We start from the raw sequence: 19,710 nt of genomic DNA, 5'->3' as shown, positions 1-19,710 counted from the left end.
CCTCAACGACTGCCACTGCCAATGAATGAGCGAAGCAAGAGCAAGCAGCAATTTATCGAAGGACGTGCGTCTGTCCGCCGATGTATTGGTGGCCAAGCTGTGGCCATCTCTTCGGACCCAATAAATGAATCGCCTAAAGGCTATACACCAGCGCTGGTAAACAGCCATTCGCGGTCTTCTGATAGAATACTTGTAATAGAACTCACGTCGCCCTACTTGCATTCAATAGGCATCCCAATGCCCAAAGATCCCAATGCCATGTATCGGTGGCGGCAATGGACGCCAGAGCAGCGATCCAAAATCCTCACCGAACGCCGTCAACGCAATCACCCTGCTCACTCGCCGGCCCACATTCAAAGCGACCACACTTCCATCTATCTCATCACCGCAGCCTGCTTCGAACACGCTCCGATCATAGGAAGGTCTGACAAACGACTCGCCGATTTCTCGTTGCAACTCTATGAATTTATGCAAACACATTCCCGAACCCTTTTCGCCTGGGTCGTGCTTCCCAATCACTATCATGTATTGTGCGATGTAGTTGAGCTCCACTTCATGTTTGAGCAGCTTGGAAAATTGCACGGCCGCACATCATTTCAATGGAATGGCGAGGACGGCATGCGAGGACGACAAACTTGGTGCAAAGCAGCCGAGACCGCCATGAAATCGGAAGGGCATTTTTATGCGTCACGAAACTATGTTCTCAACAACCCCGTGCATCATGGGTACTGTGCAAAAAGGACCGATTGGCCGTTTAGCAACGCGACTGAATATTTAGAGAGCGTTGGACGTGAGCAAGCATTTCGATTTTGGCAATCCTATCCGCTTCACGATTACGGAAAAGACTGGGATCCCGCGACTTTGTAAGCCAGGGCTAATACCCAGGCTTTAGCCGCCGTCTTTGGACCTCGAAAAAGAATCGCCTAAAGGCTATACACCAGCGCTGGTGTCCCGGCTTTAGCCGGCTAGGTCACCCCATAAAAAGAGTCCCCCAACGGCTATACACCAGCGCTGGTGTCCAGGCTTTAGCCGCCGTCTTTGGACTTCGAAAAAGAATCGCCTAAAGGCTATACACCAGCGCTGGTGTACCGGCTTTAGCCGGCTAGGTCACCCCATAAAAAGAGTCCCCCAACGGCTATACACCAGCGCTGGTGTCCAGGCTTTAGCCGCCGTCTTTGGGCTTCGAAAAAAGAATCGCCTAAAGGCTATACACCAGCGCTGGTGTACCGGCTTTAGCCGGCTAGGTCACCCCACGAAAAGAGCCGTCCAATGGTTGTACACCAGCGACGTTAGCGCCCACCTCCCGGGCGTAGCGCTGCGACAATCCACGTGTTAAATTGCATTCTATGCAGGAACGTTGGTTTCGTCCGTACGCTCGACCTCGCCAGCCTTAACTCCCTTGGCGAACCAGGGGTAAATCGCGGGGATCACGAAACCGGTTAGTAATGTGCTGGTGATCAAACCGCCGATCACCACGGTGGCCAGCGGTCGCTGCATCTCGGCACCGTCGCTGGTCGAAAACGCCATCGGGATAAACCCGAAACTAGCAACCAACGCGGTCATCAACACTGGCCGCAAACGATTCAGTGCGGTTTGCTCGGTGACTTGATCCATCGGCAAACCCGCCAAGCGGGCATTTTCCGCCGCACTCACCCAGACCAAACCGTTCAGCACAGCGACTCCGAACAGTGCGATAAACCCGACACCGGCTGAAATACTAAACGGCATCTCACGCAGCGCCAGTGCAAAGATCCCGCCGCTGGCCGCCATCGGCACGGCCATAAAGATCAACATTGCCAACGACACACTATGGAACGAGGTGTGCAACAGCAGGAAGATCAGCAGCAGCACAATCGGAGTGATCACCAGCAAGCGACGACTGGCGGATTGCAGGTTTTCAAAGTCACCTCCCCAACGGATCTCATACCCCACGGGCAATTCGATTTGCTCGGCCACGGCCCGTTTTGCATCCCCCACAAAACTGGCGACGTCTCGGCCGCGAACGTTGGCGGCGACAAAGGTTCGTCGTCGCACGTTGTCATGTTCGACCGACGGAGGTGTCTCCTCGAGTTTCAAATCGGCCAATTCGCCCAGTGGCACAATTCGTCCACCAACCGAATCGACGGGCAATTGCCGCAGCAATGCTTCGTCTTTTCGCCATGCTTCGGGGATCCGTACCAAGATTGGATAGCGTGCTCGACCGTCGATGATCGTGCCAACATTACGTCCTCCCAACGATTCGATCGCCCCTAAAACTTTCGAGGCGTTGATTCCATAACGCGCCAGCGCCTCGCGGTTGGGACGAATCGACCACGTTTGCAAATTGGCTTGATAATCGGCACGCACATCTGCGGAGCCTGGAATCATCTTCAAGACGCTTTCGATTTCTTTGGACTTCTTCGCCAACACATCCAAGTCGTTTCCGTACAGCAACACCGCGACATCGGATTTGACCCCCGCCACCAACTCGTCGACTCGCATTTCAATCGGTTGAGTAAACCCAAATGCAACTCCGGCGACTCGGCCGTTGAGCTGTTCGTCCATCTCGGTAATCAAATCATCGCGTGTGATGCCTTCTCGCCATTGGTCATGCGGTTTCAAAATCACCCACACATCGGTCTGGTGCACTCCCATCACATCGTTTGCAATTTCCGGACGTCCGGTTTTGCAAAAGACCGTTTTGACTTCGGGAAACTCCATCAAAATCAATTCGATCTCGGTGCTCATTTCCGTGGCACCTTCGATCGTCGCGCTGGGCAAACGCACTGCTTCGACCAGCAAGTCGCCTTCTTCGAGCCGTGGCATGAACTCGGCCCCCAGCCGCATCGCCACCGGCACGCTGACGCCAAACACGCCCAACGCGATCAGCGCAGTCAATGTCGGAGCCGCGATGGCACGATGGACCAACGGCCGATAAATCCATTTAACCCAGCGAACAAAAAAGACATCTTTGTCGGTCAGATTCCGAGGCAACGCGATCGCTGCAAGCGTTGGCATCAACGTCATCGATAGAATCAGCGATCCAAATAACGCAAACAAAACCGTCATCGCCATCGGCCGAAACAATTTTCCTTCGGTCCCCTCGAGTAACAGCACCGGGACGTACACCACCGCGATAATCAGTTCACCAAACATTGTCGGTTTACGCACTTCGATACAGGCATCACGAATCACTTCGACACGCTTACGAGCATTCCCCACGTTGTGCGAAAGTTTGTGCATACAATTTTCGATCATGATCACCGATGAATCGACGATCAACCCAAAGTCGATGGCTCCCAAACTCATCAAACTTGCCGAGATTGCGGTGGCGTACATCAAGTTCGCCGCGAACAACATCGACAACGGAATCGCCAGTGCGACGATAAACCCAGCTCGAAAGCTGCCCAACATCACTAGCAGCACTAAAATGACCAACAAGCCGCCTTCGATCAGATTCTTCATCACGGTTTTCAACGTGCGGCCAATCAACGCGGATCGATCGTAGGTGATTTCGAGCCTAACGCCGGGGGCCAACGTTGGCATAATCTCATCGATTCGGGTCTTGACTCGCTCGACGACTTCACGCGAATTTTCGCCGATCAACATCATCACCAATCCCGTGACCGCTTCGCCGCGTCCATCACGTGTGACGGCACCTTGCCGCGTCATCGGAGCGATCTCGACCTCCGCAATATCCGCCAACAGGATCGGCACCCCATCCTCATTGCGGCGAACCACAATGCTGCGAATTTCATCGACATCTTTTAGCAACGCCTCGCCTCGGATGAACCGCTGTTCGTCGTGATAAACGACATAACCGCCGCCGGTCGATCCATTGTTCTCTTCGACACGGCTGAACAGATCACTGAGCGTGACATTGTTACTCACAAGAGCATCCGGATTGGGGCGGATCTCGAATGTTTTGTAGAAACCGCCGTGCGTATTAATCTCGGTCACACCACGCACTTCACGTAGTTTTGGCGCGATCTCCCACTCTAACATTGTCCGCAGTTGCATCGGCGTGTAGTCATCACCTCGCACCTCGAACTGCAAGATCTCGCCCAGTGCCGTCGTCAGCGGCCCCAATTCGGGAGTCCCGTAGCCTGGAGGGATTGCCGCGGCGGCCGTTGGCAGACGCTCGGTGACGACTTGGCGAGCGAAATAGATATCGGTGCCCTCGTCAAAAACAATCGTGACGACGGAGATGCCGAACTTCGATACGCTGCGGACCTCTTCGACGTTGGGCAATCCGCCCATTGTCGATTCAACCGGATAGGTGATGTATTGTTCCACTTCGACCGGTGATAGCGAACCGGCATCCGTGATCACCGCGACTTGGACATTGGTCATGTCGGGAACCGCATCGATCGGCAATTCGATTGCACTTTTCACGCCCGCGGCAGCCATCAGAAAGGTGACGGCGAGCACGATGAAACGATTCTCGAGACAAAATTCAATCAGTTTTTGTAACATCAGCTTATTCCTCCTCACCGGCGAGAAGAATTTCGCTCTTCAGTTTGAAAACGCCTTCGACCACGACCTGATCGCCGACTTGTAACCCCGAAGTGATTTCGGTCATCTCGTTTTGCTGTTCGCCCGTCGCGACATCCACGCGTCGAAATTCGGCATCACTGTCTGCGACAAACACAAACGTTTGATTTTCGTGCACCACCACCGCCTTGGTCGGCACCGCGATCACATCGCGTGACTCGGCCGTCGGCACCGTCATACGGATGAACATCCCTGGACGCAACCGAGTATCCGATGATGTGATTTGAGCGACCAGCGGCGCTGCCCCGGTCGCCAAATTCACACGGCGCCCCACCACAATCACTTTGCCTTCGAATGAAGTGTTCGCAATCGCGGGCGCCGTGATCGTCACGATTTGCCCTAGTCCGACGGTGATTGCATTCCAATCACTTTGCCGAATGTCGGCTTCGGCCCATAAGTGAGAAGTGTCCGCGATCGTAAAAATCGGCACGCCGATCGAGACACGCTCGGTCGCGGTTAGTAACCGTTCTTCGACCGTACCGTCGATCGGCGAGACAAGATCAACGTTCGAAAGCGTATCCTTTTTCACTTTGCTAAACGACGCTTGCGTCACCACAGGAGCCGCGGGTCCAAGCAGGGCATTGAGCCGCTGCAGCGCAATATCGACCTCTCGTTGGGCGGCTTCCGCAGCGGCGGTCGACTGTTTGCATTGTTGCCCTACATCAAACAACGCCTGCTCCATCAGCGACGTAAGGGCCGCATCGGCGGTTTGCCTTTCTCGCTCACGTTCGGTCTGGATCCGTCCCGCAATCGCACCGACGTCTGCGGCTTCGCGAGATCCGTTGGCAATCGCGATCGCCGAACGTTTTCGCGCATACGCTTCGATCAACGTGCGGCCATAATCTCCCAACGTCTCCGTCGCCAATCCGGTTACGAGGCTCTCGGGGGATTCTCCGGCGCGAATCAAAGCCACCAACTCTTCGACGCCACTGCAAATTTCGGAATTGCGTTTTTGTTCGTTCACGGCTAGCTGCAAACTCGCCAATCGTGATTGAACTTCGCTACGGGCTTGGCCGACTTCGGGGCTGCTGATGCGAGCAACGACTTGGCCCCGAGTGACTTCGTTGCCGGGTTGCACCAGGATATCGGTGAGAATTCCCTCACAGGCGGAATGGATCGAGACGTGACGATTTTGGTCATAGTCCAGCCGACCGGGCAGCGTGCACGTCGGTTGCAACGGTCTGCGTTTGACCGCTTCGACTTTGATCGCGGCTGAGGCGATTTTGGGAGGTGACAATTTGACCGTGCGAATTTCCGCAGCGGCAATGTTCTCCGCATCCACCTCGGCCGAAGCAAGATCGACCGACTCTACACTCGGATGTTCGGGCCGCGGCCAGAGAAAAAATGCGACACAGACAATGAGAGCGCTAATTCCGAGCGCGTAAAGCAATTTCTTATGCATAGTTCGTATTCGCCAAAGTGTCCTTGAAACGATCCAAAGACGGTGTGCGGGAAAGAAAGTGAGGTGCCGGGGGCCGATTGCTCTTGGGTGTCAACCATGGACACGCGAACCCGAATCATGCGCACGCCAGTGCCCAAGTTAGGAGACGCTTACCGAGAGAGTGCGGAACGAACTAGGTCCGCATGACGCAAACAAGTGTGCATAGAGGCACGTTAAGATAGGTTTGCGTAAAAGAATGACATGGCAGTGTTTCACTCGGTGGCGGTACGGCAACCTCAGGATTGCTAACCGCTATCCAATACCGCATTGCATCGGCATGCAGCGAACTCCACACACTTGCCGAATCGAGATCCACCACGGAATCGCCATCGTCTCCCCAAAGCCCCAGTGGAGAAAACGAAGCTGAATGGGGACCATTCATTTCGTCTGCACAACGCGCCAAAAAATCACATGGTAAAAACAGATGCCAATGCAAATCCTGGGTGACACAACTGATCAGCGAAGGAGAGTCCGGGGAGGACATCGGGGCACAGATTTGGTGATGCCGAGCCAGATGTGAAGTGAGCGAACTGTCGCGCAAGGTTTCGTGCGAATGCACCACTGGCATCGGGAATTGCGAAAGCACCAGCCAGACCAACACGGCGAGCCGCAAACCACGGGCGGCAACTGATTTCACAGCAGCGCGGTGGAGGGGACCAGCGGCAGGAAGGGCTCGGTGGGACATAGAAGCAATATTAGCTCGCTACCGAGAGTCCGTCAATTCTTTGTTTCCGACCGTCACACCGGCCGGGTTAGGAAACTTCGATAGTCCTGGGTCGCTGAGCAATCACCATCACAACCCGAAGCGTCAGTTTTGAAGTTGCGCAATTAGACGTTCTTCGGACCAAAGGCCCGGCCATTTGCTAGCCGCCCTCATTAAGTCCCAGCAAACGGCCGGGCGGTTGGCCCTACAATTCATTGGTCTTCTTGGTCCCAGCCCGTTGGGCTGGGCTAGGTAAACGTCCGGGGCTTTGCCCCTAAATCCCAAAAGCGCAATTTCAAAACTTACGCGTCGGGTTGTGATTTTTACGAGCCGGACGCTCTCGTACGAAGTGTTGCATTCGGCGCATAAAAAAACCGAGACATGCAATAAACATGTCCCGGTTAAATAAATAGCGTGGTGTGCTTCTTAGGTTTAGCGATTCAGTTCGATACCGAACGTCGCTCCGACCATCACAACATCTTGGTCTTGCGAACCGCCTTGCTCTTGATTGGTGCCGGTTGGGTCCACGGGACCGCCTCGCCAAATTCCGGTTGCCAAGTCAATCACTTGGACACCGGTACGAATCTTGATTGCTTTGGTCAATTGGTAAGCCAACTCGCCGCGAATATCAAACCCGATCACAAATTCTTCGTTGCGGTCATACAGAGCACGTGTTTGCGATGAAAAGTTGTTGTCGGGGGTATCGCCGATGCCTGTGGTCGTATCAACGTTGCGTTGCGACCTTGCCGTTTGCAGACTGCCACCGACCATACCGCGGAAGTCAGCGGAGTAGGTGAAGCGTTCACGGAACTTGACATAGCGGAAACCAAACTGCCCCGCCAGGATCTCGTTTTCGGTGATCACCGAGTTGGTGGTCAATTGTTCGTAGTCGTCGCCGAAATTGGGATCCGGAAGTGCCGAACCATTCGCCGTCGTAATGTAGTTCTGCTGGCTGTTGTAATCGTTCAACCGTGCCCAACGAAAACCGAGGAACGGTTCGAGGATGCCGCCGTAGTGATAAGGCTCCATCCGCCAAGTCTTGTTCAGCTCGTAGCTGTTAAAGTCCATGACGTTGACCGAATCGCCAACGAAATACAACCGTTGGTCGTAGCCCAGTGTGTTGCCATCGCCCTGAATGATCGGTCCATTTTCGCCATCATCGTCGGGGACAACCCCAAAGCGAATCAAACGTTCGGTCGCCACGACATCTCGTTTGCCAGGACCGTTCAGTTGAGTGAAGGTGAACATCCAACCGTGTTCGACATCCGGCAACATGTACCCGATCTCGTAGCGATGTCCCCAACCCTGGTCGAGTTTCGTTTCAGCGTCTTGAGCAATCTCTAACTCAGGCCGCGATGCGTACAGAGCCAGTCGATCATACGTCGCAAACCAACCTGTGTTGGCCCGCTTCTTTGGCTTCATATCGGCCAAGTCCATATCATAGACAGGCCGGAACCATTGAAAGTCAGGATCGAACGCAAGCGGGTCCGCTGGTGGCACATGGTCTTGTGCATTTCCTGTGGCAATGGCGCCTAGCATCGCTAATGTTGTGAGCAGGCTTGCCGTCAGCTTCCGTACCGACATCGCGTGTTCCACCGTCTTCATGAAGTTTGGTTTGTCAAGTGACACATCCGTCACTCTATGCCTATTGACCGCCCTCTCTGATTGACAACGTCAACGCAAAGCTTTGGCGGGTTCGCACCGAAATCTTCTCTCACTCCTCGCCAAGCTCCCCAAGCAAGATGAACAAGCAGGGTGGCAGCGGTTTGCGAGAGAGCAATTCGGGTTGTACCGGTAGTATCGGCTGGCTCGATCGCAAAGGCTTAGTTTGTTTGGCATTAGAAACAGCAAAAGTCCGAGAATCTGCAAAACCGGAACACTTTGCCATTGCTTTCCCGCTATTTCGGGGCGTTTTGCCAATGTGATGACGCCAAAAAAAGGACTCCCGACGGCTCCGCGCCCCCTTTCTTGACCTAAGAATCGTCCCATTCACGCTGCCGCGACTCGATTTTCGTCTCTGTCGATGGCCCGCAGCAAAACTGGCAGAAAGGAACAATCTGGCAGAAAGGAATCATTGCGTGAACGAACGTTCGCGGTTTCGGCAACGCTGTGAAGCATTTCGTAGCGGAACTCGTGCGTGAGTTTCGGGGAGCACTGGCCGTGGATCGAAAGTCTTGACGACTTCCGCTACGCTAAAAAATGCGCGAATCCTATAGGAAAAAATGCTTCACAGCGTGCGGTTGGGCGTTAGCGCCGGTGAGCGCTGGGAACCGTGACTAGCGCCAAAACGGCTAAGATGCCGAACGGCTCCTGGCTACCTTATCACTTCTTGCCCATGGCACGTTTGCTGGCAAAGAAATCGGTCAATACTTTGCCACAGCGATCCGCCATCACACCGGACGTGACTAAACAGCGATGATTCAAGCGGGTGTCTTCGAGCAAGTGGTACATGCTGGCCACAGCACCTGCCTTCGGGTCGGTCGCGCCAAAAACGACGCGAGGAATCCGAGACTGCAGAATGGCTCCCGCACACATAATGCAAGGTTCCAGGGTGACATAGAGCGTGGTCTGCTCAAGACGCCAATCCTCTACCGCCGCCGCCGCTTGCGTGATCGCAATCATTTCGGCGTGAGCCGTCGGATCTTTCAGGCTTTCACGTTGATTCGATGCCGCCCCGATAATGGAGTGATCGCGAACGATGATCGCGCCGACCGGAACTTCGTCCGCGTCGACGGCCTGAAAAGCCAATTCGAGCGCACGGCCCATCCAATACGAGTCGGACTCGAACATCAACTTGGCTTGCAATTCCACGTCCTGTGGGTCAAACGCACTCAAATCCGTTTCTCGATCACTCACTTCGATTCCTTTTGCTTCGTTTCGGTTTGCTTCGTTTCGGTTTGCTTCGTTTCGTTTTTGGTGGCGGCGTCCGTTTCGGAAACTGCCTTGTCTGATTTGGCCTGATTCTGCGGCTTCAAATCGTCTGCCGTCAATTGGCGAACCCGCATGTTGCGAATCTCCGAATCACATTGAAACGCGGCAACCCCCAACGGCTCGCATTGCTCCATCTCGGCACGAATATCAAAGACGTGTCCCTCACGCGGTTGATCGATCAGTTTTTTGCCATCAATCCAGCACTCGATGGCCTTGTCGGTCACACGAGCACGCACCTTGTACCACTTGTCATTGTCAAAATTGCGAAATTGAGTCGTTGCATTCTGGCTGGCGTCATTATCGTCGACGTTGCTGATCCCGAGGATACCGCCGCCCCACCCGCCCATGATCAAACTGACCTTCGACTCACCGACCGGAAACGTCAAACCGCAAAAGAAGTCATAGCCTTCGGTCCGACGTGCCTCCAACGCGATTTCATAGTTTTCTCGCAGCACGTCACCTTCCCAGCGGATCCCCGACAGCGGGTCGCCGTAAGCGATTTTGGCCGAATTGCCTTTGATCTCGACTTCTCCATCACCCCCAAATTGACAAGCAACCCAGGAACCTTCCAGCGGTTTCCAGTTCTTCGCTGCGTTTGCCTTTTCGCTGCCAGTTTCCTCATCAACCTTCCTCGCGGATTCCGATGGAACCGCTGCAGGGGTCTGGTTGGATTCAGCAGATTGGGCCTGAGCCAGCTTCGATGAAGCAAGCACAAAAACCGTCGATGCGACGATCGCCAGCGTGAAAACGTGGAAATTGGCAGGGGTTGTGATCGCAAAACGCTTGCAAAGCAGCTGGTTTAGCACCGTCGATTCCTTATCGAAAAAATGGAGAGGGGAAGCAGATGGAGGATCAGACACCACCAACGCACCCGGCAGAGGGGCAAGTTCGGCATTAGCCGCTCAGCCCGACGCCGGTCCTTGTCGAAACACCTTGTCATGAACAAAACGGAGTTTCTAATGTCATCTGCTCCAGCTTATCCCAACATGGGGACATCGATGCAGTCTATCACGAAAAAAACGATCCTTGGCTTCCGGCTAGCCATCTTTGCGTTGGCGGGCTATTGGTTGCTCATCTTCGTGCTCACTCACATCCCGAGCGCGATGATCAAGCCGCCCAAGATCAGCGACAAGCTGATGCACTTCACCGCCTTCGGGGGGCTCGGGATGCTGATGTGTTATGTAACCACTTCGGATCGACTGGTTCGACGTTTTAGCATGATTGCGATCATTGGTATGAGCTACGCCGCGATCGACGAGTACACACAAGGCTTCGTCCGCGGTCGATCGCCCGATCCGATGGATTTTGTGGCGGACACCGCTGGCATACTGACTGCGATTGCCGCCTATGCGACCTTTCGTGCGATTTATTACCTCTGGAAATCGCGAGCCGCGTTGGCTTAGCGATCAATTCGCCGTTGACCCCTCGCACTGCATCGTCGACAATCTCTCGAAGGCTGCTAAAGCCTCGAAATTGCCTAATTTGATGCCGCTTGAAACCCTTCCGGTCAACATGTCGACGACTGCTGCTAACCCTGAAATCGCTCAATATTGCCTGCAAACCGCCAAAGCGGCGCGTGCGGCCTCCTACCAACTCGCCGCGCTGGACGCGGAAGTCAAAAACCGCTGGCTGCGTCATGCCGCTGCCGCGTTGGTAGCCGCCAGCAGCAGGATTATCGAAGAAAATCAAAAAGATCTCGCCGCTGCTCCTGATTATGGATTGAGCGAAGCGGCGATCGATCGATTGCGTTTGGACGAGACTCGTATCCAATCGATTGCTACCGGGCTCGAAGAAATCGCGATGCTTCCCGATCCCGTCGGCGAAGTGATCGAGGGACACACGCGGCCTGGGGGGCTGCAAATCCTGAAACGCCGCGTCCCCCTCGGCGTCGTCTTCTTTATCTACGAAAGTCGCCCTAATGTGACCGCCGACGCGGCAGGCATTTGCGTCAAGAGCGGCAATGCAGTCATCCTGCGTGGCGGCAAAGAAGCGATCCACAGCAGCAAAGCAATCGTCGAGGTGTTGGGGGAATCAGCTCAAGAGTGTGGTGTTCCCAAAGACGCGGTCCAATTGGTTTCGACCACCGATCGACAAGCCGTCGGCGAATTTCTGTCGCTCGGCGAACTGATTGATGTGACGATTCCTCGTGGTGGCGAAGGGCTGATCCGTCGGGTTGCCGCGGAAGCGACGATGCCGGTGATCAAACACTTTGACGGCAATTGTCACGTCTATGTCGACCAACATGCCGACATCGCGATGGCAGTCAACATCATCGAGAATGCGAAATGCCAGCGAATGGGCGTCTGCAACGCATGCGAATCGTTGTTGGTACATGAGAAAATCGCGGCCGACGCGATTCCCGAAATCGCCAAACGATTGACCGAGCGAGGCGTCGAAATTCGCGCCGACGAACGCGCGATCACTTGGATTGATAACGCATTGCCGGCAACCGACGAAGATTGGTCGACCGAATACTTAGGCCCCACGATTAGTGTCGCCGTGGTCGGATCGATCGAAGACGCCGCCGCGCATATCAATCGCTATGGGTCGCATCATACCGACGCGATCGTGACCGGCGATCTGCGTGCCGCTGAAACCTTTACGACGCTGGTCGACAGTGCAGCGGTGATGGTCAACGCCAGCACCCGATTCAACGACGGCAGCGTGTTTGGGCTGGGAGCCGAGATTGGCATCTCGACCGACAAATTTCACGCACGTGGCCCCTGCGGTCTTCGCGAATTGACCACTTACAAATACATCGTCCGTGGCGACGGCCACGTGCGAACTTAGTGCGACGAATCGAGCTCGCAATCGAAGCGAAGCTCGCCATCAACAAGTTCGCAAACTACAAGGACAAGGGATATGTCAGACGAATCGCTCAGCCAGAACCAAGTCGAAAGCTTGCTTAAGGCGATGGAAACGGTCGATGGACCGGCGCGGGACGCGACCGATTCGGAAGCCGCCGCAGCAAAACCGAGCGAAGCTTCGGCCGCACCGCCGCGTGGCAAAACGTCCCATCAAAAAGTGTCGGGGCTATTGCCTGAGGGTACACGAGTCACTTCATACGACTTCAAACGCCCCGAACGCGTTGGCAAAGACCAGATGCGGGCGATGCATTCGCTGCACGAGACGTTAGCACGTAATTACGGTGCGTCGATGTCCGGTTTGTTGCGAACAATGACCGAAGTCAAATTGCTCAGCGTCGATCAATTGACCTACAGCGAGTTCGTATTCAGTCTGGATAACCCCAGTTGCTTCAGCGTATTGAAACCAAGCCCGCTCGAAGGCCACTGGATTCTTGACGTCGCGCCGACGCTTTCGTACGCCGTGATCGACCGCATGCTGGGCGGCGACCCCAAACCCGGCGAAGCCATTCGTCGACCACTGACCGAAATCGAAACTCGACTGATTCGCCGAATTGTTGATCTGTTTCTGACGCAACTGAAAGTCACCTGGGAAAACATCGTCGAGCTCGAATTCGAGGTCGATCGGATGGAGAGCAATCCGCAGCTGGTGCAAATCGTTCCACCGAATGAAGTCATCATCTTGGTCGGGTTCGAAGTCATGCTCGGCAAGAACCGCGGCATGATGAATCTATGTATTCCGTTCAACACGATCGAAGGTTTTAATTCCCAGCTGTCGCGAAACGGCTGGGTCGGTTACGGCAAAGGGAAACCAACAGAAAAATCACGCGAACGGATCTGCACCAGCATCGAAACGGCACCGGTCGACGTTGTCGTCACCTTGGCAAGGTCCAAAATCCGCACCGGTGATCTATTGGAACTGTCAGTCGGCGACGTGATCACGACCGAGAAGGAAGTCAACTCGCCGCTGGAACTGTCGATCCAGGACGTTCCTAAATTCAACGCCCGCGCCGGTGCATTCAAAGGCAAAAAAGCGGTCCGCATCGAATCGATCCTCGAATCCAAACGCATCCCGCCCGAAGAAGAACCCGAGTAGGCGAGCGACACGCGTTTACACTTGCGGTGGGGGATAGCGAGTTCAACGAATCGCTGTACGTGCAATTTAATTCATCGATCCCAATTCCCGCCATCGATGTATCCCTGCATTTCGCAGACATTTATCCGGCGGCGTAATCCGTCGTGAAATTGAATTCACCTGACAGCAACCTCTGCCGATCGCAGTCGCGGATTCCTTGAAAAATTGCCGCAGGAAGAATGAAGTGGGCAAAGTAAATAACGCTATCCCGATTGAATGCGCTTCGAATGACCGATAGGCATTGATTCGTTCGCATGGTCTGCAATGGATCACGATCTGCTGACTATAATCATGCAGTCGAAAAACCATTGCCCTTGGCTGCTTGCGGCCCCCTCTCGGATCGGAATCCATGTATCACAACATTGGTCATTGCCTACGCTTGCCATCTCTACTGGTCATCTCGATGCTGGCCACTCTGACACCCCTCTCGGCGGAAGCGAAGAATCAAGCCGCTACGGAACGCCAGCGACCGAAGCTTCAAATCATTAACGCCAGCGAACAAACGGTCGATATCTTTTGGCTTGAACCCGAAGGCAAACGCGTTCCCAATGGATCTTTGGAACCGGGTGAAGACACCGTGATCACCACCACGCTCGGTCACCGGTTTGCGATCGTCGGTCGCAAGGATCGCAGCGAGCAAACGGTCACCAGCCAAACTCGGGTGCAAGGGATTCGTTTCGATCCGAATGGCCAACAGGGGATGCCGGCGTTTTACTCACAATCAGTATCGGTGAACGGGTTCCCGATCGTGGCCTCCGCAACCGTGAATCCGCTTGCGTTACAGGAAGCCAAGTATCTGATTGAAAAAATGCTTGGCGAGCGTGAGGAGGTGTTGCAGGCGATGGCCCGCAGCGGTGCTCGGTTATGCATCATGGCTCATAATGAATTCACCACCGATCTACCTGAGTTCGCTCATTTTGCTCGCAAGGCTCCCGCCGATTTTTCGCAACTTAATGGCAAGGACTACTGGGACGCTCGCGCACGGGGCACCGGTGGAAGCGAAACCGATCCCTTTTGTTCGGTCGGCGAAGAGAATTTGTTGGCCTACCCGGGCGACCCGTATGCTGCGGAAAGTATTTTGATCCACGAGCTTGCCCATTGCATCCATCTACGAGGAATGCTTAATGTCGACCCGACTTTTGATGACCGCCTCGAACAAACCTATAAAGATGCGATGAAGCGTGGGCTTTGGAAAGGAAAATACGCCAGCGTCAATCGTTTCGAGTATTTTGCCGAAGGCGCCCAATCTTGGTTCGACGACAATCGCGTCAACGACCACGATCACAATCACGTCAATACACGCGTGGAACTGATTGAGTACGATCCGGGATTGGCAGCGATGTGCCGTGAAGTTTTCGGCGATTCGAAATTCAGCTATTCCAAACCGGCAACGCGATTAGAGGGACATCTCGAGGGCTATGACCCCGAACAGGCGCCGACGTTCAAGTGGCCCGCACGGCTGACCCATGCCAAGCAAGTGATCCGTCAACAAGCCCGCGACCGCGACGCAAAAGCCAACGCGGGTGACGTCCCCCCAAAGGCGGAGTGATGATCGCTGAGCAATTGGTTGCCTTTAATGCTGCGCCTCATAGCTTCGGCGTAGCGATCGCAATCCGAGCTCGCATCAAAAGAAGGTCAACTTCACCCCGGTGGCCACCATCACGATGACCAGGAAGACAAAGACGAATCGGTTTCCTTTGCGGATCGCCAACTTTGCCCCCGTCACCCCACCGGCCACATTGCCAATCGCCATCACCAATCCTGGTGCCCATTGGACTAACCCGTAGCTGACGAACACGATCGTGGCCGTCAGCGTGACGATAAAGGCGATCCAGTTTTTGATCGCACTCGATGCCACCAAGTCGCCCGTGTTCAGCAGACTCATCGCCAGCATCAACAAAATCCCCAGTCCTGCTTGGATGAAGCCGACGTAGATCCCGATCGCGAAGAAGATCGGCAACATCTTCCAGCTCACATTTTCGGGCTGGGCGTTGACCTGGGTCAATCGCTTGGGGTTCAAACACAACAGCACCGCCATCGCCAAAAACATCACGCCAAACAGCGACTTGAAGGTGTCGGTAGGCAGATAGATCGCCATCATCGCGCCGACCGGCACTCCCATCAACGTGGGAACGGCCAAGCGAAAGGCGAGCCGCTGGTTGAATTGCCCATGGCGGCGGAACGTCGCGACGGCCGCCGCACTGGACAACAGAATGGCGACCCGGTTGGTTCCATTGGCCAGTTTTGGGTCCAGTCCAAACAACATCAGCGCGGGCAGCGTCAAAAACGAACCGCCACCGGCGATCGTGTTAATGATGCCTGCCAAAAAGCCCGCCACCATCAGCAGCAGGTACCAGAGCCATTCCATTTAGGGTCAATCGTGATGTATTGGGTGAGTGTCGCCATGCCGGAACTTCGCTCCGCTACCGTTCCGGCTTACCATTGTCGCACGGCTTTCCAAGCCGTTAGCGTGCATCGCGTGTGATCGTCAATTCGTTGCTACCGCCAACGCCGGATTTTCGCTCCGCTACCGTTCCGGACTACCATTGTCGCACGGCTTTCCAAGCCGTTAGCGTGCATCGTGTGTGATCGCCAATTCGTTGCTACCGCCAACGCCGGATTTTCGCTCCGGCCGACAGGCGATCTTAAAATGAAGCCAATACTTTCTTGGCTGCATCGATTGTTTGATCGATCATCGCTTCGGTGTGCAGACGACTGAAGAACAGCGACTCGAATTGGCTACATGGCATATAGATACCTTCGCCAATCATGCCCCAGAAATAGCGTGCATAGGCGTCGCGATCACTGCGGTCGGCGTCGTCCCAGTTCATCACGGGATCGGGGTTGAAGAACAACGTTACCATGCTGCCAACATGCTGAACTTGATGAGGCACTCCGGCTTCGGTCGCCGCAGCGGCAAGTCCTTCGGCGAGCCGGTCGCCCATTTTGTCCAATGACTCATACGGCGATTCTTCTTTCAAAATCCGCAGCGTTGTACTGCCCGCGGCCACCGCAACGGGATTTCCGCTCAACGTGCCTGCTTGGAAAACTTTGCCCGCTGGCAGCACTTGATCCATGATATCCGCGCGTCCTCCGTAGGCGGCCAACGGCATGCCACCGCCGACGATCTTGCCCAACGTGGTCATGTCCGGAGTGATCCCGAATCGCTCTTGTGCCCCGCCATAAGCAAGCCGAAATCCGGTCATGACTTCGTCAAAGATCAGGATCGTGCCCGCTTTCTCGGTGATCGAACGAAGTGAGTTTAGAAAGTCGGACGTGGGGATCACTAATCCCATATTGCCCACCACCGGCTCGAGAATGACCGCGGCAATTTTCGATCCGTGTTCGCTGAACGCTTGGGTCAAGGCGGCGACATCGTTATAGGGCAGCACAATGGTGTCACCGCCGGCCCCTGCGGTGACGCCTGGCGAATCGGGAACCCCCAGCGTCGCTGCGGCACTGCCGGCCGCCACCAACAAGCTGTCGACATGACCGTGATAGTTGCCCGCAAACTTGATCACTTTGTCACGCCCGGTCGCACCGCGAGCCACGCGAATCGCACTCATCGTCGCTTCGGTTCCACTGTTGACCAAGCGAACTCGTTCGATCGATGGCACCGCATCGATGATCTGTTCGGCCAATTCGGATTCCGCTTCGGTCGGTGCTCCATAACTGCTTCCGCGTCCCACCGCGCGGACCACCGCATCGACAACTTCGGGGCACGCGTGCCCCAGAATCATGGGCCCCCATGATCCGATGTAATCGAGAAACCGGCGTCCATCGATATCAAAGATGTACGCTCCTTCGGCATGATCGATGAACAACGGCGATCCGCCAACGGCGCCAAATGCACGCGCGGGGCTGTTCACCCCACCCGGGATCAACGCACGAGCACGATCGAAGGCAGCAAGACTTTTGGGACCAATCGAATGATCAATCGTTTTTGATGTCACGGGAAGCTGAGGGGGGAGATAGGGGGAAAGGATAACGAGCCGCGAAGCGCGACGGTCCCCGTAGATTACCTCAAAACCGCAAGCGGCTTTAGCCCCGGTGATCGCGATCTCCGAGTTTTATTTCGGAGGCATGCAGAGTTCGATCCAATGGCCGTCGGGATCCTGCACGAACGTTTGCAGGGCGCCGTCAGGCCGTATTTTGCGGGATAACCGCGTCGCATGATGCTTGTCCAAATGGGCTTCCCACTCGTCAAGCGAGTCGACTTCCAACGCAAAATGGCCGCCGCGGTGATGCGAATGGACCGGCAGTGTACGATCGCCAATCAAATGCAATTCCTGTCGTTCCCCTAGCTGAAACCACGCTCCCGGAAAATCGAATGCGGGCCGCTCCAATTGGGGCAAATTCATCGTGTCACGATAAAAAGCGACACTCTTCTGGATATCGAGGACATGGATGGCGATATGGTTAAGCTCGATGGCTTTCATGCGGACAACTTTGACAACGGCGGCAACATCAGGAAACGATAGACGCAGTTCCCCCGCCTGGACCGCAGCCGATTGGCGTGCTCCAGACGAACGAGGAACGGTGCTACTTTACCGTACCGTGATACCGCGGTAAATCATTTCGCGTTGACGGGATAGATCGTTTGATCGGGCGCGATCACGATCAAATACTCGTTTTGACCATCCACCATCGTTACCGGCGTTCTTACGCCCACCCCCATTGGGTTCCCGTTGATCCCCAGCGAATGAAGCGAAATCTCATGTTCGCCGGCGGGCAGTTCCACCCGCAACACCTGGATCTCGCGAGGCAGCAGGCCCCAACATCGTGTATCGGCATGCTCGACACTGCCCCACGCCGAAGCGACGGCGAATTGGAAGAGGGATCCTGCGGCACCGTCCAACCCAAGCTGGTTTCCCGTCACCGCCACAGTGATCTCTTTGGTCGCCCGCCGCATCACCGCTCGGGCTATCGTCCACGGCATCTCGGCTTCGACTTGTCGCCTTGCCAATTCGCCTACATCCGTCAACGTCTGAGTCACACCGATCGCGACGCCATTCGCACGCGCGCCGAGCGCGACAACATTGGACGGAGGAATTTTGACCTTGGGGACTTTTACCGATGCAATATTCGGCAGCACAAACGGTTTCGAATCGCCACCACGATTGTTTTGCACATTCATCACCGTCGACGCAATCTGCATCGCCGCGGTGGTCGTGGGCGCGTCGACTTGTTCCAGCACCGGTCCGCGACCAACACAGGCGATCACATACAGCACCCCGTTACCCGCAGTGCTGTGGGCACCACCGGTTGCGCGAACAACGTCGGCGTGGGCTGGAGCGAAATTGGGTTCGACCGAGGTAACAAGCTGGTACGCGCGAGCGGCATCGTCGTAATCGTGATGCGTCGCTTCGCGTAACACGCCACGCAGATAAGGTGCCAGCGCGATCGGTTGATAGGTTTCCGAAGCCGATTCCAGGCCTCGCTCATTCGCCTCGGCAGCCAATTCCGACTGACGCATCGCCGCTTGCATCGCGTAGCTTTCGGCGTCCTGACCGTCGGTCGCCAACGAGCAAACTGCTAACATTGCCCGGATCATGACCTGTTCGTAGCCGGCGGGGCGGAACGGGCGAGCGGTATCGTCGGTGATGATCGATGCGGTTTCTTGAAGCGGTGCCAGCTTGGGCATGGCGTCAAAACGGTCGCGTAATTTGCGAAGTCGAGCTTCCGCGGCGGCGGCATCGCCGCGAGCCAATTCGATCATCGCCAAATCCAGTGCCGCAGCGTCGCCAAAGCGGCGACGTGGCTTAGCGAGTTTGGCAAGTGTGTCGTGAGATTCGACCAAGTCGCCGCGAGCGAACGCGTCACGTGCGGTATCGATTTTGCGCAAACCAGCGGAACAACCGCCCAGCAGCAACAACATCAATATCGCGACGATCGAGAGAGCTCGGTTCATGCTTTCGGATAGGTTTTATCTAGCAGTGGGACGGCGGCGTCGCAATTTCAATCGTAACCCGACGCATTAATTTCAAAGTTGCGCCATTTCGAAGTGCCGGAGGCACGGCAGCATGTAGCCTGGGGCGTGAGCCGAGCCCTTTCAAGCTAGCACTCATGCGGCTCTCTTGGCGAGGATTCTTGCCGTCGATAT

At 55.3% G+C, this 19,710-nt stretch carries 15 protein-coding genes; 5 read left to right on the top strand and 10 right to left on the bottom strand.

Features of this window, described 5'->3' with window-relative positions:
* The first annotated feature begins 21 nt into the window (after positions 1-21).
* Positions 22-867, top strand: coding sequence for a hypothetical protein (locus tag ABD971_RS17075; RefSeq protein WP_345324029.1), 846 nt, complete (start codon positions 22-24; stop codon positions 865-867).
* Positions 868-1,344: 477 nt separating this feature from the next.
* Here ABD971_RS17075 and ABD971_RS17070 read toward each other — a convergent pair whose 3' ends face one another.
* From ABD971_RS17070 to ABD971_RS17045, 6 genes are all read right to left on the bottom strand, one after another.
* A complete protein-coding gene (locus tag ABD971_RS17070; RefSeq protein ID WP_345324027.1) occupies positions 1,345-4,455 on the bottom strand; it encodes an efflux RND transporter permease subunit in 3,111 nt (1,036 codons plus the stop codon).
* A 4-nt stretch (positions 4,456-4,459) separates the two neighbouring features.
* Entirely contained in the window at positions 4,460-5,935 is a 1,476-nt protein-coding gene (locus ABD971_RS17065) for an efflux RND transporter periplasmic adaptor subunit (protein WP_345324025.1), read from the bottom strand.
* A gap of 172 nt (positions 5,936-6,107) precedes the next feature.
* Entirely contained in the window at positions 6,108-6,356 is a 249-nt protein-coding gene (locus tag ABD971_RS17060) for a hypothetical protein (protein WP_345324023.1), read from the bottom strand.
* Positions 6,357-7,109: 753 nt separating this feature from the next.
* Positions 7,110-8,282 (bottom strand): hypothetical protein, encoded by a 1,173-nt coding sequence (locus tag ABD971_RS17055; protein ID WP_339946645.1) that lies wholly within the window; start codon positions 8,280-8,282, stop codon positions 7,110-7,112.
* 717 nt (positions 8,283-8,999) lie between these two features.
* Positions 9,000-9,467: a tRNA adenosine(34) deaminase TadA gene (tadA, locus tag ABD971_RS17050; RefSeq protein ID WP_339946649.1), complete on the bottom strand. Its 468-nt coding sequence runs from the start codon at positions 9,465-9,467 to the stop codon at positions 9,000-9,002.
* 62 nt (positions 9,468-9,529) lie between these two features.
* The gene (locus ABD971_RS17045) at positions 9,530-10,414 is read right to left on the bottom strand and encodes a 3-keto-alpha-glucoside-1,2-lyase-like domain-containing protein (protein WP_345324020.1); all 885 of its coding nucleotides are present in this window, start codon (positions 10,412-10,414) and stop codon (positions 9,530-9,532) included.
* Between the two features lie 153 nt (positions 10,415-10,567).
* On the opposite strand from ABD971_RS17045, the gene ABD971_RS17040 reads away from it, so the two are divergent.
* The 4 genes from ABD971_RS17040 to ABD971_RS17025 all read left to right on the top strand — a co-directional run bounded on the left by ABD971_RS17040 (position 10,568) and on the right by ABD971_RS17025 (position 15,156).
* A complete protein-coding gene (locus ABD971_RS17040) occupies positions 10,568-11,011 on the top strand; it encodes a VanZ family protein (RefSeq protein ID WP_345324018.1) in 444 nt (147 codons plus the stop codon).
* An 82-nt stretch (positions 11,012-11,093) separates the two neighbouring features.
* Positions 11,094-12,398 (top strand): glutamate-5-semialdehyde dehydrogenase, encoded by a 1,305-nt coding sequence (locus tag ABD971_RS17035; RefSeq protein WP_345324016.1) that lies wholly within the window; start codon positions 11,094-11,096, stop codon positions 12,396-12,398.
* Positions 12,399-12,470: 72 nt separating this feature from the next.
* The gene (gene fliM, locus ABD971_RS17030; RefSeq protein WP_345324014.1) at positions 12,471-13,568 is read left to right on the top strand and encodes a flagellar motor switch protein FliM; all 1,098 of its coding nucleotides are present in this window, start codon (positions 12,471-12,473) and stop codon (positions 13,566-13,568) included.
* 388 nt (positions 13,569-13,956) lie between these two features.
* Complete coding sequence (locus ABD971_RS17025; protein ID WP_345324012.1) at positions 13,957-15,156, top strand: hypothetical protein; 1,200 nt, start codon at positions 13,957-13,959, stop codon at positions 15,154-15,156.
* Between the two features lie 75 nt (positions 15,157-15,231).
* On the opposite strand, the gene ABD971_RS17020 is transcribed toward ABD971_RS17025, so the two are convergent.
* The 4 genes from ABD971_RS17020 to ABD971_RS17005 form a co-directional block, all read right to left on the bottom strand.
* The gene (locus ABD971_RS17020) at positions 15,232-15,975 is read right to left on the bottom strand and encodes a sulfite exporter TauE/SafE family protein (protein ID WP_345324010.1); all 744 of its coding nucleotides are present in this window, start codon (positions 15,973-15,975) and stop codon (positions 15,232-15,234) included.
* A 277-nt stretch (positions 15,976-16,252) separates the two neighbouring features.
* The gene (gene hemL, locus ABD971_RS17015; RefSeq protein WP_345324008.1) at positions 16,253-17,560 is read right to left on the bottom strand and encodes a glutamate-1-semialdehyde 2,1-aminomutase; all 1,308 of its coding nucleotides are present in this window, start codon (positions 17,558-17,560) and stop codon (positions 16,253-16,255) included.
* Between the two features lie 117 nt (positions 17,561-17,677).
* Positions 17,678-18,046 carry a VOC family protein gene (locus ABD971_RS17010; RefSeq protein WP_345324006.1) on the bottom strand — a complete coding sequence of 123 codons (369 nt, stop codon included), beginning with the start codon at positions 18,044-18,046 and terminating at the stop codon, positions 17,678-17,680.
* 134 nt (positions 18,047-18,180) lie between these two features.
* Positions 18,181-19,518, bottom strand: a complete 1,338-nt coding sequence (locus ABD971_RS17005; protein WP_345324004.1) for a COG3014 family protein — start codon at positions 19,516-19,518, stop codon at positions 18,181-18,183.
* Positions 19,519-19,710 lie beyond the last annotated feature (192 nt).

Source organism: Novipirellula rosea, assembly GCF_039541335.1.
GTDB lineage: Bacteria > Planctomycetota > Planctomycetia > Pirellulales > Pirellulaceae > Novipirellula > Novipirellula rosea.
Note: the sequence above shows the minus strand (reverse complement) of the source record. Positions and strands in the feature narration are given on the sequence as shown.

Bases quoted from the DNA above. Each gene is read 5' to 3' on its own strand.
- ABD971_RS17075 (WP_345324029.1), top strand. From the start codon at position 22: ATGAATGAGCGAAGCAAGAGCAAGCAGCAATTTATCGAAGGACGTGCG.
- ABD971_RS17070 (WP_345324027.1), bottom strand. From the start codon at position 4,455: ATGTTACAAAAACTGATTGAATTTTGTCTCGAGAATCGTTTCATCGTG.
- ABD971_RS17065 (WP_345324025.1), bottom strand. From the start codon at position 5,935: ATGCATAAGAAATTGCTTTACGCGCTCGGAATTAGCGCTCTCATTGTC.
- ABD971_RS17060 (WP_345324023.1), bottom strand. From the start codon at position 6,356: ATGAATGGTCCCCATTCAGCTTCGTTTTCTCCACTGGGGCTTTGGGGA.
- ABD971_RS17055 (WP_339946645.1), bottom strand. From the start codon at position 8,282: ATGAAGACGGTGGAACACGCGATGTCGGTACGGAAGCTGACGGCAAGC.
- tadA (WP_339946649.1), bottom strand. From the start codon at position 9,467: ATGTTCGAGTCCGACTCGTATTGGATGGGCCGTGCGCTCGAATTGGCT.
- ABD971_RS17040 (WP_345324018.1), top strand. From the start codon at position 10,568: ATGTCATCTGCTCCAGCTTATCCCAACATGGGGACATCGATGCAGTCT.
- ABD971_RS17035 (WP_345324016.1), top strand. From the start codon at position 11,094: ATGCCGCTTGAAACCCTTCCGGTCAACATGTCGACGACTGCTGCTAAC.
- fliM (WP_345324014.1), top strand. From the start codon at position 12,471: ATGTCAGACGAATCGCTCAGCCAGAACCAAGTCGAAAGCTTGCTTAAG.
- ABD971_RS17025 (WP_345324012.1), top strand. From the start codon at position 13,957: ATGTATCACAACATTGGTCATTGCCTACGCTTGCCATCTCTACTGGTC.
- ABD971_RS17020 (WP_345324010.1), bottom strand. From the start codon at position 15,975: ATGGAATGGCTCTGGTACCTGCTGCTGATGGTGGCGGGCTTTTTGGCA.
- ABD971_RS17010 (WP_345324006.1), bottom strand. From the start codon at position 18,046: ATGAAAGCCATCGAGCTTAACCATATCGCCATCCATGTCCTCGATATC.
- ABD971_RS17005 (WP_345324004.1), bottom strand. From the start codon at position 19,518: ATGAACCGAGCTCTCTCGATCGTCGCGATATTGATGTTGTTGCTGCTG.